This window comes from Salinicola rhizosphaerae (genome assembly GCF_014652715.1).
GTDB lineage: Bacteria > Pseudomonadota > Gammaproteobacteria > Pseudomonadales > Halomonadaceae > Salinicola > Salinicola rhizosphaerae.
In genome coordinates, this window is record NZ_BMZI01000001.1 from 504062 (window position 1) to 520612 (window position 16551).

Sequence of the window (16551 nt, forward strand, 5' to 3'; positions counted from 1 at the left end):
TTCGCCCTTGTTGACCTTGCCGTTGTAGAGATTCCACAGCTCCGGGCGCTGGTTCTTGGGGTCCCAGCGGTGGTGCTTGTCGCGGAAAGAGTAGACGCGTTCCTTGGCACGGGAGGCTTCCTCGTCCCGGCGCGCCCCGCCGAAGGCGGCGTCGAAGCCGTATTTGTCGAGCGCCATCTTGAGCGACTGGGTCTTCATGATGTCGGTGTACTTGGCGCTGCCGTGATCGAACGGGTTGATGCCGGCGGCGCGGCCTTCCTCGTTGATGTGCTCGATCAGCTCCATTCCCACTTCCGCGGCCATGTTGTCGCGGAACTCGATCATCTCCTTGAACTTCCAGGTGGTGTTGACGTGCATCAGGGGAAACGGCGGCGGCCCGGGATAGAAGGCCTTGCGCGCCAGGTGCAGCATCACCGAGGAGTCCTTGCCGATCGAGTAGAGCATGACCGGGTTACCGAACTCGGCGGCGACCTCGCGGATGATGTGAATGGATTCCGCCTCGAGCTGCTTGAGGTGGGTCTGGCGTTCGAGAGTGATCTCGGTCATGTCATGTCCTTGGTATGTCACCATCCGGGAAAGGTCGGCGAGGCAAAAGAGGTCGTGGCAGCGTCACGTCACTGTGCGTTGGCGGCGGGTAACGCAAGGCTCTCTTCCAGTGCTTGCTCCCATCGCCCATCTCTTTGACCGCAGACAATGAAGAAGGGGTTGAGGTAACTCTCCTTCTGATTGCAGCGCAGCGGCTCGAGCGTCTCGGCATTCAGGACGTCACCGCCCGCCGCCGTCACCACGGCGTGCGCGGCCGCCGTATCCCATTCGCAGGTCGGCGCGAGGCGCGGGTAGAGATCCGCTAGTCCCTCGGCCACCAGACAAAGCTTGAGCGAGCTGCCCATGCTGACTCTTTCGTGGCGAGGCAGGTTTGCGCAAAATGCCTCGAATGTCTCCGCACCATGCGAGCGGCTGCCGACGATCCGCCAGGGAGCGCGGTCGGGATCAGGTAGCTGGCGCACGCGAATACGCTCGACGACGCCGCCATCGACCCGCTTGAATGCTCCGCTGTCTCGCCCGCCCCACCAGGTCGTCGGTCCTTCGGGGAGAGCCGGCGCGTGCACCACACCGAAGACGGGAATGCCCTTCTCGATCAGCGCCACGTTGAGCGTGAATTCGCCGTTACGCTTGATGAACTCCTTGGTGCCATCGAGCGGATCGATCAGCCAGTAGCGATCCCAGGTCTGGCGGGTCGCGAAATCGATCTCGGCCGACTCTTCGGAAACGATCGGCAAGCGGGGCTCCATGCTCTCGAGCGCTGCGACCAGCGCCCGGTGCGATGCCAGATCCGCGTCGGTCAGCGGAGAGTCGTCGGCCTTCTGGGTTACGGCGATCTCGCGTCCGTAGACCGCCATCACCGCCACACCGGCGTCATCCACCGCGTCGATCAGCTGCCTGATCTGCTCGTCATCCATTACGTTATCTCCTTGGTTCGTCGCGACTGGCCAGGCGTCGAGAGCGGAATTGGCAGCATGACGATGCCCATCTCCTTCCAGACCACGATCGCAGCCACGATATTCTGTAGGGAGATCACCAGCGTCAGCGCTATCGCGGCGCCAATCGCCCCCCAGAACGGAATCAGTACGAGAAAACCCAGTACACCGATCGCGCTACAGGTCAGCGAAATGTTGCGCATCAGCTTTTCGCGCCCGGTCATTGTCAGCAGGAATGCGACCGAGCCGGTCGCCACGTTGACCAGGTGTCCAATGACGATGATCCGCAGCAGGTTGGCAGCCGCGTGAAATTCCGGGCCGAACCAGCCGAGCACCCACTCCGGAAACAGCAGACAGAGCAGTGCCGGCGGTAGCGCCATGGCCGTGGCGACCAGCGAACTCTGGCGCCCGAGACGAGAGAGCGCGCCGTGCTTCCCTTCGTGGAACAGGCGAGAGAATCTCGGCGGGAAGACCGCGTTGATGACCAGCAGAATGAAGCTGATGATCATGCCGACGCGCTCGGCAGACTTGAACAGCCCAAGATCGCTGTGAGCCAGCAGCGCCCCTGCGATGAACATGCCCACGACCTGCTGCAGGAACATCGAGAGATTGAGCATGATGAAACTCTGCGCGGTGGAGAAGAACGCCCCGCGGCTCGGCAGGGTCGTTGCGTCCGGGCCCTCGGCGCGGCTCACCGAAGGATGTCGCCACAGCCAACGCAGCGAATGAAAGACGCCCTGTCCGCAGACCAGCCATGCCGCAAAACAGAATGCCCAGCTGGCCAGCGTCAGAGAGCGAGACGGGTCGATCCACGCCACGACACCGATGGCGACCGCCGCCCATAACGAAATCGAGCCATTCTCCTGCAGGCTCGCACGCGCCGGCATGCCGATGCCTTTGAGAAATCCCGCGGCCACGAAAGACAGCGTGAAGGCCGGCGTGGCCAGTGCGATGCCCAGCAGCATGGGCGCCAGCTGCGGGGCATCGAACGCGGCGGCAATGGGGCTGCGCAGCAGCGCGATCGCGGTACCGAACAGCACGCTGAGAAGCAGCGCCCGCAGCACCGCCCAGCGCAGATATTGCATGATATTGGGGCTTGCCACGTCCTGGCTGACGTAGCGCATCAGCGAGCCGTTCAAACCGTAACAGGCGATGATTCCCGCACCGAAGATGACACTCTGCGCCAGCGCGAAGATCCCGACCCCTTGCGCACCGTAAAGTCGTCCCAGCACGAGGCCGAGCAGCACCGTGCCCAGCGCGGCCACGCCCCGTGCCGCGAAGGTGCGGCACAGGTTGATGAACAGCTCACCACGAATCTTCGGGGCGACCCGCTGGGCAAGCACACGTACGGCGGCCTGGCTCATCAAAAGCTCCAGAAAAATGGAATGCCGAAGAGAGTCACCGCCGCGACCACGACACTCAGCGGCAAGCCCCATCGCAGGTAATCGGTGAAGCGGTATCCGCCAGGGCCCTGGACCATCAGGTTGGTCTGGTAGCCCAGCGGAGTAAGAAAGCTGGCCGAGGCGGCGAACATGACCGCGATGGCAAAAGGCAATATCGACACATCAAGCGACGTCGATACCGCCTGCGCAATGGGGAACATCAGCACCGCCGCCGCATTGTTGGTGATCAGTTCGGTGAAGATCGTGGTCAGCAGATAGATGGCCACCAGCGTCAGCCAGGGGCTATCGAGCCCCAGTGACAATAGCCCGTCGGCGATCCCCTTGGCCGCGCCAGTGACATCCAGCGCCTCGCCCAGCGAAAACGAGGAGGCGATGACGATCAGTACGCTGAAATCGACCGACTTGCGCGCCTGCGTCGCCGTCAGACAGCGGGTCATGATCATCAGACCAGCGACCAGGAACCCCGCCTGCAGAATCGACAGCCACCCCATCGCCGAGCTCACCACCAAACCCAGCAGCAGCGCCAGCGACAGCGGTGCCTTGCGGTGGTCCGGCGGGTTGGAGTCCGTGAGACCACTGACCAGCAGAAAGTCGCGACTGTTGCGATGCACGTCGGCGAAGCTTCGACCGCCCTCGACCAGCAGCGTGTCACCGGTCTGCAGCTTGACGTCGCCCAGCTTGCCCTGCATCGGCTGACCGTGGCGGGAGATCGACAGAATCGCGGCGTGATAGCGCGTCCGGAACCTGGCCTCCTTGACGGTCTGTCCGATGCCGGGGAACTCCGGCGACAGCACGACCTCGGTCAGGCTACGGTGGATATGCGCCATCGGCAGCGTGTCCACGTCGCCATTGGCGGGCTTGAGCCCGTTGCGCGCGCGCAGCTCCTGAGCGCACTCCGGCGAGCCGACGAAGAAGAGCCGGTCATTCGCTTTCAGCACCGTATCCGGACTGACCGCGGTAAACAGCTCGCCGTCACGCTCGAGCTCGGCGAGATAGCCGTGAGACAGCCGACGCAGGCCCGCTTCCGCAATTCGCTTGCCGACGACGGGGCCCTTCGTTTCCACCACGCACTCGACGCCATATTCGCGAACTTTCGAGAGCTGCCCTCTCGCGCCCTGACGATCGGGCATCCAGCGTCCCGAGAGATAGAGCACGCTGCCCCCGGCCAGCAGTACCAGAATGCCCAACGGCGTGATGTCGAAGATGCCCAGCCCCTCGCCGTTCTGCTGGAGAAGCCCGTTGACCACCAGATTGGTACTGGTGCCGATCAGCGTCATCGTGCCACCCAGAATGGCGACATAGCTCAGCGGCAGCAGCAGCCGCGATGGCGACATCTGCAGGCGCCGGCACCACTCCTGCACCGCCGGGATCAACATTGCCACGACGGTGGTGTTGTTCATGAAGGCACTCAACAGCGCCGTCGGGACCATCATGCGTAGCTGGGCGATACGCTCGTTGCTCGGCATGCCGAGCACGCGCTGGACGATCCAGTCCACCGCACCGGTCTCCTTGAGCCCGGCCGCGACGACGAACAGCACGGCGATGGTGATCACGCCGCTATTGCCGAAGCCTGCCAGTGCCTGCTGCGGCGAGAGCACACCGGTCACGATGAGCAGTGCCATCGCCCCGACGAGGATGGCATCGGTAGGAAATCGATTGGTGGCCAGAGCGCCCAGCACACAGGCGACCAGGCCAAGAGAAAAGTAGGCTTCAAGAGACATGCATTCAGCGCCATCAACAGTTCAGATCATGTCGGTAGACCCGACGTTCCCAGAGAGTGCGCCAATTGAAACGTCACTTGTAGCTGTAATGATAATAACCATACCCATATTCGGTAGCCGCCTTACGTTCTACCGCATTTAGGATGGCCCCGCGGGGCTCGACGCCCGCGGTTCTGAGTCGGTTGATCGCCAGATCGAGTTCCTTGACCGGGTTGAGCTGGAAGCGCGCCAGCATCAGCGTAGTACCCACCTGGTCGCCGATGATGGCGGCGTCGGTCACCGCCAGCACCGGCGGCGAGTCGATGATCACCAGATCAAACCGCTCGCTGACCGTTGCCAGGAATTCGCTGAATCGTGGTCCCATCAGAAGCTCGGAAGGATTGGGCGGCGCCATCCCCCGAGAAATGTAGGAGAGTCCTTCGATGTTCTCGGCGTGACGAGTGACGTCCTCCAGCGAGCGCTTGGCGGAAAGCACGTCGCTCAGCCCACCTTCCGAACTTTCGCCAAATACGCTGTGCACCTGGCCCTTGCGCATGTCGGCATCGACCACCAGTACTCGCTGTCCGGCCTGCGCGCAGACCGCCGCCAGATTGACGCTGACGAAACTCTTGCCCACGCCGGGACTGGGACCGGTGATCATCAGTCGATTGTTGGCCGCCTCGAGCATGGCGAAGTGTAGGCTGGTGCGCAGCCCGCGCAGCGCCTCGACGGAGACATCCGCCGGGTTGCGCGCCGCCAGCAGGCCAGCCGGAAAGCTACGACTCTGCGACTTGTCACTGCCCTTCACGCGACGGTTGAGCTTGCTCTGCTCATCGGACAGCGGAATCGTCGCGTAGACCGGAATTCCCAGCGCCTCTATCTGCTCCTGAGTCTCGATGCCGCGGTTGAACAACGCTCGCAGGAATACGCCCGCCACCCCGACGATCAAGCCGACGATGATGGAAACCGCCATCAGCAGCGTCTTCTGCGGCGAGACGGGCGCCGACAGCGCCTCGGCACGGTCGAGTATCCGCACGTTGCCTACCGTGCTCGCTTCCGAAATCTTCGTCTCCTGCACTTTGTTCAGAAGCTGAACGTAGATCTCGTTGGTCACCTGGACGTTACGCTGCAGCCGCAAAATCGCCTGCTGGGTTTCCGGCAACCCCTTGACCTGCTTGTTCAGATTGTCGCGCTCCCGCTGCAACTGCGCCTTCTTCTCGAGCAGCGCCTGGTAGGTCGGGTGCGACTTGGTGAAGCGCTGCGAGATCTCGGCCTCGTTCATCTCGAGCTCATTGAGCTGGGACTCCAGGTTGACGATACGATCGAGGACCGACTTCGTCTCCATCGACAGATCGACGCTGTCCTTCGACTCACGGTAGTCATTGAGCTTTTCCTCGGCCGCGTTCAACTCATCGCGGATCTGTGGCACCTGACTATTGAGAAACTTGAGACTCTTGCGCGCTTCCTCGGACTGCCGCTGTACGTTCTGCGAGTAGTAGATGTCAGCGATCGTGTTGAGCGCCTTCTGCGTCGCCTCCGGATCGGCTCCCGTCAGACTCCAGCTCAGAATGCCCGTCTCGCTACCCGCTTCGGCCACGGTGAAGCGCCCGCGCAGCCCGTTGATAGCGGCGAGTCTCGGCACATGCTGGATCGTGTATTCAGCCCCGGCCGGCGCATCGATCGTCGTCACACGCAGCGAAACGTCGCCGCCGAGAAAGCTGCTCAACTGCCCGACCTTGCCGGTACCGAGTGCGTTGCCATCGGCATCGAGCAGTTCGTAGGTGTAGCTGTCCTTGACCTTGAGCGTGAAGGTCTTGCCGAGCTGACTATCGGCCACGGGCATCTCGCTGACTGCGACATTCTCGCCGGCAAAGGCGTAGCCCCAGCCATCGGCGAACCCGGGCCGTCCCAGCCCGTGTCGCATGAGGAAGGTGCCGATCACGGGGAGCGTCACGGGAGAGACATTGACATCCAGATTCAGCAGATCCACGGCCCGCCCCAGCACCATCCGCGAGCGGATGATCTCGATCTCGGAGAGCGTCGGTGGCTCCTGTCCCAACAGGCTCGAGACCTCCTGCAGCGGATTCTTGCCCGGTGCGGAGCTTTCGATCTGGATCAGTGCGTCGGCGCGATAGATCGGCGTCGCCAGGCTGGCGTAGATGAATCCGATCAGCGCAAAGACGACGACACTCACCAGGATCCATTTCTTGTGATCCATCAAAATGCCCAGCAGCCGACGAATATCGATCTCTTCGTGGCTACCGGCGTCGGCTGACGGTGCAGTGTTGCTCGTGTTCATAGGGGCCTTTGACATCCTTTCAGCGCATCCTTTTTAACGACCGGGCATCTTGTCGACCCATCCATCGGCGGCATCCACCAGCAGCCGATGAACGTGCTCGAAAGCGTCTCTGCTCTTGCGATAGGGGTCGGGGACGTCCTCGCCACCGACCCAGCGCGTCATCAGCAGGGTCTTGCCGGAGGCCGGCGGATGACGCTCGGCAACGGCGTGGCGCTGCCCTTCACTCATGACCAGTATCAGGTCAGCCTGGGAGAGCATCGCCGTATCCACCTGGCGAGCCACATGGCCGGAGAGATCGAGCCCGGCATCGGCCGCCAGCCTGCCGGCATTGGCATCGACCCCCGCGCCGACCAGCGCGCCCAGCCCTGCGGACTCGACCCGCTTGTCGGGGAACCGCTGCTGCATGAGCGCCTGGGCAACCGGGCTACGGCAGATATTGCCGGTGCAGAGTACGAGGATGTGATCGAACATCAGTTACCGTCCCGCAGTTCGTCGAAATCACGCGTGGCTCGGGTCACCTGGTAGACGGAGCTGATGGTTGGCGTCAGCTGATTGACGACGCGGTTCCAGCGGCTCAGCGGCGCCGCCGTGACGTAGACGATGTCGGTGGGCTGCAGCATGAACTGCGCGCCGAGTACCAGCGCGGTGGCGTTGCGCGCATCCAGCTGATAGACCGTCGCCAGCTTGCCGCTATCGGCCGGCGCCTGGCGAATCACGAAGATCCCCTTCGCGTTGGCCTGTGCCTCGTCCATGCCCCCGGCCTCGGAGAGCGCATCGGTGAGCGATAGACGAGAATTGCCCATCGGCAGCGTGACCGGGTCCATCACCTCGCCCATCACGAACACCTTTTGGTTACCGAGATCGGAGACATGCAGCACGTCGCCGTCCTTGAGCAGCCGATTCTGTTCGAGGTTGCCGTTCTGGAGCATGGCGTAGACGTCGATATGAAATTCTCTATCGCCCCGAGTCAGCACCACATCGTGCCAATTTGCGTCGCCGTTCAGACCACCGGCTGTGTTGATCGCGTCGAGCACCGTCATGGGCACGTTGGTGATGGGCAGCACTCCCGGCTGCTCGATCTGACCGGTGACATAGACTTTCTGCGACTGGAAGCCCGCCACCTTCACATCGACCTGTGGCTCGGTGATATAGGTCGCCAGCCGGCGCTGCAGCTCCGAACGCACTTCCTCGACCGTGCGGCCGGCGACCGGAATACGTCCGACGTAGGGGTAAAAGATCGTACCGTCGCTATAGACCGTGCTACCCGAGTCTTCCGTCGGGCGCTCGCTGCCCGCGGGAATCGTCAGTTCGGGGTGATCGTAGACGATGATCGAGAGCACATCGCCAATGCCGATATGGTACTGATAGCCGTCGGCCAGCGACTGACGCTTGGCAGGAGAGACAGCATTCGACAGCGCCATCGACGAGGTCTTGCCCGTCTCGGCGTCGCCCGCCATCTGTTCCGCTCTCACTAGCCCGAGCGTGATCGGCTCGACATCCACGAGATCGTCGATGGGTGCGGAGTCGGTGTCGTAACCGATATGTCCGCCCGGCGCGAACGCGCACCCGTTCAAACCGAGAGAGACCACAACGGCCAGAAGAGCAAAAGGTGAGCGTCGACGCCCCTCACGAAAATACGTCATCCCTGTAGACCGTCCTTTCATCCTGATGGGTTCCCGCGTTCTGCTTGTCGTCGAGTGATGCGACACAAAGCCCAGGCGCAACCGGGCGATGAGACCTTCCGGACATCCCAGATTAATTAACTAAAAAAAGCTAAAGACACGCTACCGCCCCGAGGTTTATCCGGCGATCCCCGAAGCCGTCGTTTATTTATCTTTCACCTTGAACTTTCCCCCATTACCTCTTGCCCAACGAGACATCGACGTCAGTGCAAGTTCGTATTTTGGGGACGCCTATCCTTGTCGCACAGCCCGCCCCAAATCAAACAATGCGAATCTCGTGCCATGACTGTCAAACCACAACAAAGCGACAACCAATGCGTTACAAATCCGTCAAAAACATCGTGCAAAAAAAACGAAACCTCATCTTGCTGCCTTAGATGGTTTCCATTGATACCGACTTGACGTGACGAATCTGCGACAGGGTGGGGACGAACAATAGCCCATCGACACACATAAAAGAACGCGGCACATACAAGACTGCCGCACTGCATACATTTTGAAATACTAATATTCAGACCTGAAAAACTTTGCTGTGAATCATGGTCTTATAGACTTTAGGCTAGGTTTCATGGGACTTTCAGAATGACCTAAGCCTTTCTGGACCGCGATTTTTTGCCCCTGAGACTCACTTTTCCTAATTAATATTCGGCCTTCGCGGGCGAGCCTCTTCATAAATGTCCCTAAAATCCGACATCCAGAAGACGGTTTTTACATACTGTTAAAATAATGATTCAGACAAAAACATAACCGACAATCACCATTCCGCACCACGATGACCAAAGCTAATTTTAACTCGTTCCCTTCCGGTGCAATAACGTCATGTCGGTCATTCCCGACAATTTAAAGGCGCGTTTTCTCATTAATTGACAACTTGTAATTGCCGCGACGCATAATATTGGTAAAAATGAAGATGGTCTTCGGACCACGTGGTTGGTTTAACCAACGTTTTGGCTCAACCAACAAACCAGGAGGACCCATGAAGAAGCTAGCCATCATGGCAGTCGCACTTATGGCTGTCTCTTCAGTTGCTGCCGCGCAAGAAGTGGCGGTCGGTCAAGCTGCCGGCGCCGGTAGCGCAGCCAACGCTTCGACAGCATCCGCTGCTGCCGCAAGCTCGGCTGCGTCATCGGTTGGCGCCTTGGCTGCCGCAGGCGGTAGCGATGGCACAAGCGGAACTGGTACGACCGGTACTACCGGCACGACCGGGACCCGGTAATGGCAGCAGTACGTCATTACTGCCTGGAAGACCGCCCTCGGGCGGTCTTCTTTCGTCTATTCGATTCCCGCCAGCCACTCTCGCACCGTGTGCGCGTCAAGGATTTCCCGGCCCTTCTGGCAATGCTTGCCTTACCGTTGGCCATGACCGGCTGCGCGCTGGGTGAGAGTCCATCGATCAATAGTCTGCTCGAGGGAGCCACAGGGGACGATATCGCCACGCAGGCCAATGACACGCCCTATGCATCGCTGGATTTCAAAGTTGATGGCAACGGCGGACTGATCATTCTTGCCGAGCAGGCCGACGCGTTGACCTACTGGCAATTTTCGGACAACGCGACTGTCGCTCTGCAGAACGGCTACCTGAAAAGCAGCGCGGGACTGCCGAGCGATCTGATCGACACGCGATTCGACGCCTCCGATAGTCAGCCCTGGCGCGATTCGCAGCCAACCGGGCACTACGGGATCGAACGGGAGTGGCGCACTGCCGATGGGCAAGCCCACCACGGTCATGCTCGCGGGGCTCTGCAGTGCGATAGCGATCCGGTCGAGCTGGAACTACCGCTGACGACACAGACGCTCCAAGCGTGCCTCGAAACGCTGACCTGGGATGACGGTGAAACCACGACCAGCACGCTATGGCGTTCGCCGACAGACCACAGGCTATGGGCCGTGGACACCCAACCGTGGCCCGATGGACCGACATTCTCGTGGCGGATCGCAAGGCCGTGGCAGACGGCCGACGACTGAGTGTCTCGCTCGGCCCTCGAGCCGTAGCGCCAGCCGAATTGCCTTGGGTGAGGACCGAGACTTGCGGGAAATGGGCAGCGACTATCCAGCATTGACTGGAAACCAGCCAGCATTGAATGGAAACCAACGAGAATTGAATAGAGACCATCCCGAATTGAACAGACACCATCCGGGATTGAATAGAGACTTGCCGGAAAGGGAACAGGGACGTTCATGAAGCCACTGACCAACAGACCGACGATCGCGCGACGCGATTGGCAAGCATCGTGCGCTGTGCGACCCCGGTCGGTAGTGGCCCGACGCCTGGCGCAACTCGTGATGGTGTCGCTGCTGGCGAGTGCGGCCACTTTCGCCACGGCGCAGTCGACGGCGCCGACCGATGACAGCGAGCCCCCCGCCCTCTTCACGATTGATATCGAAGGTCGTCAGACCAGTGACACGCCGCCCACGCTTCTCGATGCCTGGCTCACCGTCGAGCAGGAAGCGCCGGTCAACTGGTCCCGCGCATTCGTGGTGCGCGACGAGCTGGCACCCGAGGAGCGCCAGCTGCAACGGCGACTCACGGCGGAACTCGAGAACCTCAGCCTGCAGTTTCGGCTTCTCGATCATCCGCAGATCGCCGAGGGGCTTGTCGCCTGGCAAAGCGCGCTATCAAAACTCGATGCCGGCCGGGTGCCCGGACGGGTCGATCCGACTTGGCTCATGGCACATCTTCGCGAAGTGCCGCTGGCCTCGCAGATCGACGAGATGGGCTGGTGCCAGACACCCGATTGGGTGGAGGCCTGGACCCCGCTCGGCGTAACGCGCGAGCCGTGGCAACCGGCCATGACCGTCGACGATCTGCTGGCCGAATTACCCGGCACCGCCTACGCCAACGCTGACCAGGCCCGGGTGATCACACCGCAGGGCGATGTTCGCGACATCGGAATCGCAGCCTGGAATCACCAGCCGGCGTCACTGACACCCGGCAGCCGGATCGTCGTCGACCTGCCGCTGGATGCCGTGAGCGCACGCTGGGTCGACAGCGCTTTGCCGCAGTTTCTTGCCACACGAGTACCGGGTGACGAATGCACCACCGTCGATACCGCGACGCTCTATCCCTAAGTGAATCCCAGGATCATTAAGCCAGGCCCATGACGAAAATCGCAAAACGCCGCTTCTGCGCCGCCCGCCGTGTGCCCCCCGCCATCGGTTTCACGTTACCGATGCTGCCGTTGCCGCTGCTGCTGGCGCAGGCGCCTGTCGCCCACGCCGATCTGGGGCAGGCGCGAACCGACTTCGGTGGCGTCGGCCTGATGCAGACCCCGACCGCGCGCATGGCGCCGCTCGGCGATATCTCGCTGAATGCCAGTCATGTCTCGCCCTACAATCGCTACAACGTCAGCGTCCAGGCGCTCGACTGGCTGGAGGCGGGCTTTCGCTACACCGCCGTGCTCAACCAGGACTATCGCGCCTCGGGCGATGACGACCGCTCCTATCTCGACAAGGGCGTCGACTTCAAGCTCCGCCTGCTCGAGGAAAACCGATACACGCCGGCCGTTGCGCTCGGTTTCCGCGACTTCGGCGGTACCGGGCTCTTCGGCAGTGAATACCTGGTCGCCAGCAAACGCTGGTACGACTTCGACTTCACGCTCGGGCTGGGCTGGGGATATCTGGCCAACGGCAGCAGTCTCGACAACCCGCTGTCCGCTGTCTCGAGCCGATTCGATGCGCGCTCGACCCAGAATCCGGATCAGGCCGGCGACTTCGAGCTCGGCGATCTCTTCGCCGGCAATCTCGGCCTGTTCGGCGGGGTCGAATATCAGACACCCTGGCAGCCGCTGACGCTGCAGCTCGAATATGACGGCAACGACTATCGCAACGAGCCACTGGACAACCCGCAGACGCAGGATTCACCGATCAACGTCGGCGCCCGCCTGGATCTCAACGACAACGTCTCGCTGAGCGCAGGCTTCGAACGCGGCAACACGGCCATGTTCGGCATCACGTTCCGAGGAAACCTCGCGGGTCTGTCGCAGCCCAAGACGGCCGACCCACGGCCGGCGCCCATCGAGCCCGCGCCCGCCAGCACGACCCGGAACTGGAACGACGTCAGCGACGATCTGGCAACCAACGCCGGCATGCGGGTGCGGCGCGTCACACGGGACGGCGACGAACTCATCGTCGAGGCGGAGGCCACCAAATACCGCTCCCTGCTCGAGAGCGAGACTCGCGCCAACCGCATCTTGAACAACCATACCAGCGATGACATCGACACCTATCGCTATCGCTGGGAGAGCGTCGGTCTCGGGCTGCGGGACGACGTCCACGACCGCCAGGCCTTCGTCAACGCCGCGACATCGACCGCCTACGATCAGCAGTATCACTACGGGCTGTATGCATCCGCGTTGACCCAACCCGACGACCAGGCGCCGCACGGCGAAACGCTCTATGACGACGACCTCGCCAGCTTCAGCTGGAATCTCTCTCCGGGTCTCAACCAGAACCTCGGCGGGCCCGACGGCTATCTCTATCAGCTCTACGCCAAGCTGGACGCCGAATATCGCACCGACGCCAACGGCTGGTTCAGCGGTCAGGCCGCACTCAACCTGATCGACAATTTCGACAATTACGACTACATCGCCAGCTCCAAGCTGCCGCGGGTACGTACCTACATCGGCAACTATCTGGACGAGACCAGCCTCGGAATCTACAACCTCCAGTACACCCGCACGGCGCGCTTCGGCGAGGACTGGTACGGCATGGCCTACGGCGGGATTCTGGAGATGATGTATGCCGGCGCCGGGGGCGAGGTGCTCTATCGCCCGTTCGACAGTCGCGTGGCGTTCGGCGTCGACCTCAACTGGGTCAAGCAGCGCGATTTCGACCAGCGTTTCGACATGCGCGACTACGATACCTGGACCGGCCATGCGACCGCCTACATTCAGACAGGTGTCGAGGATGTCCTGGCGCAGATCAGCGTCGGTCGCTATCTCGCCGGAGATATCGGCACGACGTTCGACTTCTCGCGCCAGTTCGACTCGGGCGTGCGGGTCGGCGCCTGGGCCACCTTCACCGATGCCGGTGACGACTACGGCGAAGGGAGTTTCGACAAGGGGCTCTACGTCTCGATTCCCTTCGATGCCTTCTTCACCAGCTCCAGTCGCAACAGCACGACCATCGCCTGGCAACCGCTGACCCGCGACGGCGGAGCTCGCCTCGCGCGACGCTACACCCTCTATGGCCTGACCAATGATCGAGACATGGGCAACTACTGGGATACGTACGACGACGTCTGGAAGTGATCGGACTTGCGCGGACATCGTACTGTCATAGATATCGTGCTTCGGCAGACAAGGACGGCGCCTCAGGGCGCCGCCCTCGTCCGAAATCACGCTGTGATGCCGGCGGCGACGTCCAGTGCCGAATCCGGCCAGTTCGATGGCGCCAACGCGCTACACTGTGGCCAGCTCGACGACGGGAGCGGCCGATTCGAGGTCGAATCGGGATAGCCTCTCTCATGCCACGGCGGATATCCGAAATGACGCAGCGCCTTCACGACGACAGCCTGACCCTAACCGCGGCGCAGTGCCAACAGGCGCGCCTGTCGCGAGACCCGCGCTTCGACGGCCGTTTCTTCATCGGCGTGACGACCACCGGTATCTATTGCCGTCCGATCTGTCCCGCGGTGCTACCGCGAGAGTCTCACGTCCACTACTACGGCTCCGCCGTTGCCGCTGCCAGCGCCGGCTATCGCCCCTGCCTGCGCTGTCGCCCGGACAGCGCGCCGGAGTCCCCGGCCTGGCGCGGCAGTCAAACGACCTTCACACGAGCCCTGCAGTTGATCGATCAGGGCGCGCTGCAGCATCAGAAACTGCCCGAGCTCTGCGACCGACTCGGTGTCGGCGAACGCTATCTGCGCCAGCTGTTCCAGCGACGCTTCGGCGTCTCGCCCAAGCGCTATGCCCTCTACCGCCAGTGCCTCTTCGCCAAGCAGCTACTGCACCAATCCACGCTGCCGGTCACCGACGTCGCGCTTGCGAGCGGGTTTTCAAGCCTCAGGCGGTTCAACGACGCCTTCAAACGCCATATCGGCCTGACCCCGAGCGAGATCCGGCGCCAGCGCGCCCCGAAACCCGGCCCACTGACGCTCCGCCTGGCCTATCGTCCACCCTATGAGTGGTCACGGCTTCGCCACTTTTTCGCGCTGCATCTCACCCACGGCATCGAGTGGATCGGCGACGATCACTACGGCCGCACGATCCGCTGGGGCGAGACGACCGGAAGCTTTACCGCCTGTCACGATGCCCGCCATCACCGTTTCGATGTCTCGCTGGCGCTGGACCGACTGGATCAGCTCAACGCCATCGTGCGCCAGATTCGTCAGCTGCTCGATCTGGATGCCGACACGACAATCATCGAAACCCATCTTGGCAACGCCTACCCGGGCCTGGCGCTCACGCCCGGTCTGCGCCTGCCCGGCAGCTGGGGGATATTCGAAGCCGGCATCCGCGCCGTTCTCGGCCAGCAGGTCTCGATCGCGGCGGCCAACCGGCTGACCCAGCGGCTTGTCGACACCCTTGGCGAACGTGATGCCCAGGGCCGCGTCCGATTTCCGACGCCGGCGGCCATCGCCGGCAGTGACCTGGCCTTTCTCGGGATGCCGGCCAGTCGCCGCGACACGCTTGGCCGGCTGGCGAATGCGTATGTTACCGGGGAGATCGGCGATGACCCGGCATCCTGGACACAGCTCAAGGGCATCGGCCCGTGGACGGCAGACGTCGCGGCGTTTCGAGGCGCCGGCCATCCGGACATCTGGCTCGCCAGCGATCTCGGAATCAAGCGCGCGCTGAAACGTCTCGATCACGCTGCGCTGAACGAGGATACGAGCGCAGAGCGCGCCTCGCCCTGGCGCAGCTATCTGACCCTGCAGCTATGGAATCACATCCTATGAAAACCGTTGATACAGCCAACCGACCCGAGCGCATGAGGCCACATCCATTGACGATGGCCACGCAGGTTCAGACATACGTTCCACCCTCTGACGTCGCACTCGGCCCGATGGTCATCGGCGCCAGCGAGAAAGGCTTGATCTGGCTCGGCTTCATGAGCGACGACACGCCGCCCGGCGTGGCAGCCGGCGCCGAGCCCGGCCCATACACCCGGCGCTGCGCGGATCAACTCGACGACTACTTCGCGGGGCAGCGAGAGACGTTCGACCTGACGCTGACGCCAGACGGCACGCCCTTTCAACAGCGCGTCTGGCAGGCGCTCGCCGACATTCCCTATGGCGAGACCCGCAGCTATCGCGATATCGCCACCGCGATCGGCGCGCCTAACGCCGTGCGCGCCGTCGGCGCCGCCAACGGGCGCAATCCGCTGGCACTCATTGTTCCCTGCCACCGCGTCATCGGCAGCAATGGCACGCTGACCGGCTATGCCGGCGGCATGGCACGCAAGGCGTGGCTTCTCGAACACGAGTCCCGGCACTCGATGACGCCGGAATTCGCGCTTCGCGGATAGCACTCGCACTCCCACTTCGGTAAAGTCCCGACTCCCTCCTGGCGCTGCGGGTCGAACGATGACGCCATTCTGGCACCGCTGGTCTCGAATGCTGACGGCATGGGCGCTGTTCGCCATGCTGATGGCGTTCGTCGGCCCGCTGATCAGTCAGACCCAGCGACTGATGGAAATGCCGGCCCACGGTGGCCTGCCGCTGGCGTCTCACCACATGACGATGCCGTCGGGCCCGAGCGCCATGAGCGCGCACCATCACGGCACGCACGGAGACGCCGCAAGCGACACGCGCGAGCGGTTCAGTGCTGCCGACCACTGGCACATGGCCGCCTGCGGCTACTGTGATCTGTTTCTCCACGTACCGGGCGTGGCGGCGCCACCCGCCGTGCCGCCGACCCTGCCGCCGCCGCCGGAGCTGCTGCCCCGGCATCCCGTCGCCCTGCCGGCACCGGCGCTTGTCCATTCTCCCTACGCGCCACGTGCACCGCCGTTCGGCTCCCTGATGGTTTGACTTCGCCGACAGCGATG

At 62.5% G+C, this 16551-nt stretch carries 13 protein-coding genes; 6 read left to right on the forward strand and 7 right to left on the reverse strand.

Going from position 1 to position 16551, the window contains the following annotated elements:
• From cysD to IE125_RS02265, 7 genes are all read right to left on the reverse strand, one after another.
• Positions 1–546: sulfate adenylyltransferase subunit CysD (cysD, locus tag IE125_RS02235; RefSeq protein ID WP_189442945.1), on the reverse strand; the 546-nt coding region annotated here is incomplete at its 3' end.
• A gap of 68 nt (positions 547–614) precedes the next feature.
• Positions 615–1460, reverse strand: a complete 846-nt coding sequence (cysQ, locus tag IE125_RS02240; protein WP_189442946.1) for a 3'(2'),5'-bisphosphate nucleotidase CysQ — start codon at positions 1458–1460, stop codon at positions 615–617.
• Entirely contained in the window at positions 1460–2842 is a 1383-nt protein-coding gene (locus tag IE125_RS02245) for a lipopolysaccharide biosynthesis protein (protein WP_189442947.1), read from the reverse strand. The genes cysQ and IE125_RS02245 overlap by 1 nt, the downstream gene beginning before the upstream one ends.
• A complete protein-coding gene (locus IE125_RS02250; RefSeq protein ID WP_189442948.1) occupies positions 2842–4602 on the reverse strand; it encodes an SLC13 family permease in 1761 nt (586 codons plus the stop codon). The genes IE125_RS02245 and IE125_RS02250 overlap by 1 nt, the downstream gene beginning before the upstream one ends.
• Before the next feature lie 73 nt (positions 4603–4675).
• Positions 4676–6880, reverse strand: a complete 2205-nt coding sequence (locus tag IE125_RS02255; protein WP_229808874.1) for a polysaccharide biosynthesis tyrosine autokinase — start codon at positions 6878–6880, stop codon at positions 4676–4678.
• A gap of 33 nt (positions 6881–6913) precedes the next feature.
• Complete coding sequence (locus tag IE125_RS02260; protein ID WP_189442950.1) at positions 6914–7351, reverse strand: low molecular weight protein-tyrosine-phosphatase; 438 nt, start codon at positions 7349–7351, stop codon at positions 6914–6916.
• Positions 7351–8523, reverse strand: a complete 1173-nt coding sequence (locus tag IE125_RS02265; RefSeq protein WP_189442951.1) for a polysaccharide export protein — start codon at positions 8521–8523, stop codon at positions 7351–7353. The genes IE125_RS02260 and IE125_RS02265 overlap by 1 nt, the downstream gene beginning before the upstream one ends.
• 1254 nt (positions 8524–9777) lie before the next feature.
• Here IE125_RS02265 and IE125_RS02270 point away from each other — a divergent pair.
• The 6 genes from IE125_RS02270 (at position 9778) to IE125_RS02295 (ending at position 16534) form a co-directional block, all read left to right on the forward strand.
• A complete protein-coding gene (locus tag IE125_RS02270) occupies positions 9778–10527 on the forward strand; it encodes a YjbF family lipoprotein (protein ID WP_189442952.1) in 750 nt (249 codons plus the stop codon).
• A gap of 291 nt (positions 10528–10818) precedes the next feature.
• A complete protein-coding gene (locus IE125_RS02275) occupies positions 10819–11631 on the forward strand; it encodes a capsule biosynthesis GfcC family protein (protein ID WP_189442953.1) in 813 nt (270 codons plus the stop codon).
• A gap of 29 nt (positions 11632–11660) precedes the next feature.
• Positions 11661–13811 carry a YjbH domain-containing protein gene (locus tag IE125_RS02280; RefSeq protein ID WP_229808875.1) on the forward strand — a complete coding sequence of 717 codons (2151 nt, stop codon included), beginning with the start codon at positions 11661–11663 and terminating at the stop codon, positions 13809–13811.
• Positions 13812–14047: 236 nt separating this feature from the next.
• A complete protein-coding gene (locus tag IE125_RS02285; protein WP_189442954.1) occupies positions 14048–15460 on the forward strand; it encodes an AlkA N-terminal domain-containing protein in 1413 nt (470 codons plus the stop codon).
• 32 nt (positions 15461–15492) lie between these two features.
• Positions 15493–16029: a methylated-DNA--[protein]-cysteine S-methyltransferase gene (locus IE125_RS19345; RefSeq protein WP_308430112.1), complete on the forward strand. Its 537-nt coding sequence runs from the start codon at positions 15493–15495 to the stop codon at positions 16027–16029.
• A 58-nt stretch (positions 16030–16087) separates the two neighbouring features.
• The gene (locus IE125_RS02295; RefSeq protein WP_189442955.1) at positions 16088–16534 is read left to right on the forward strand and encodes a DUF2946 family protein; all 447 of its coding nucleotides are present in this window, start codon (positions 16088–16090) and stop codon (positions 16532–16534) included.
• Positions 16535–16551 lie beyond the last annotated feature (17 nt).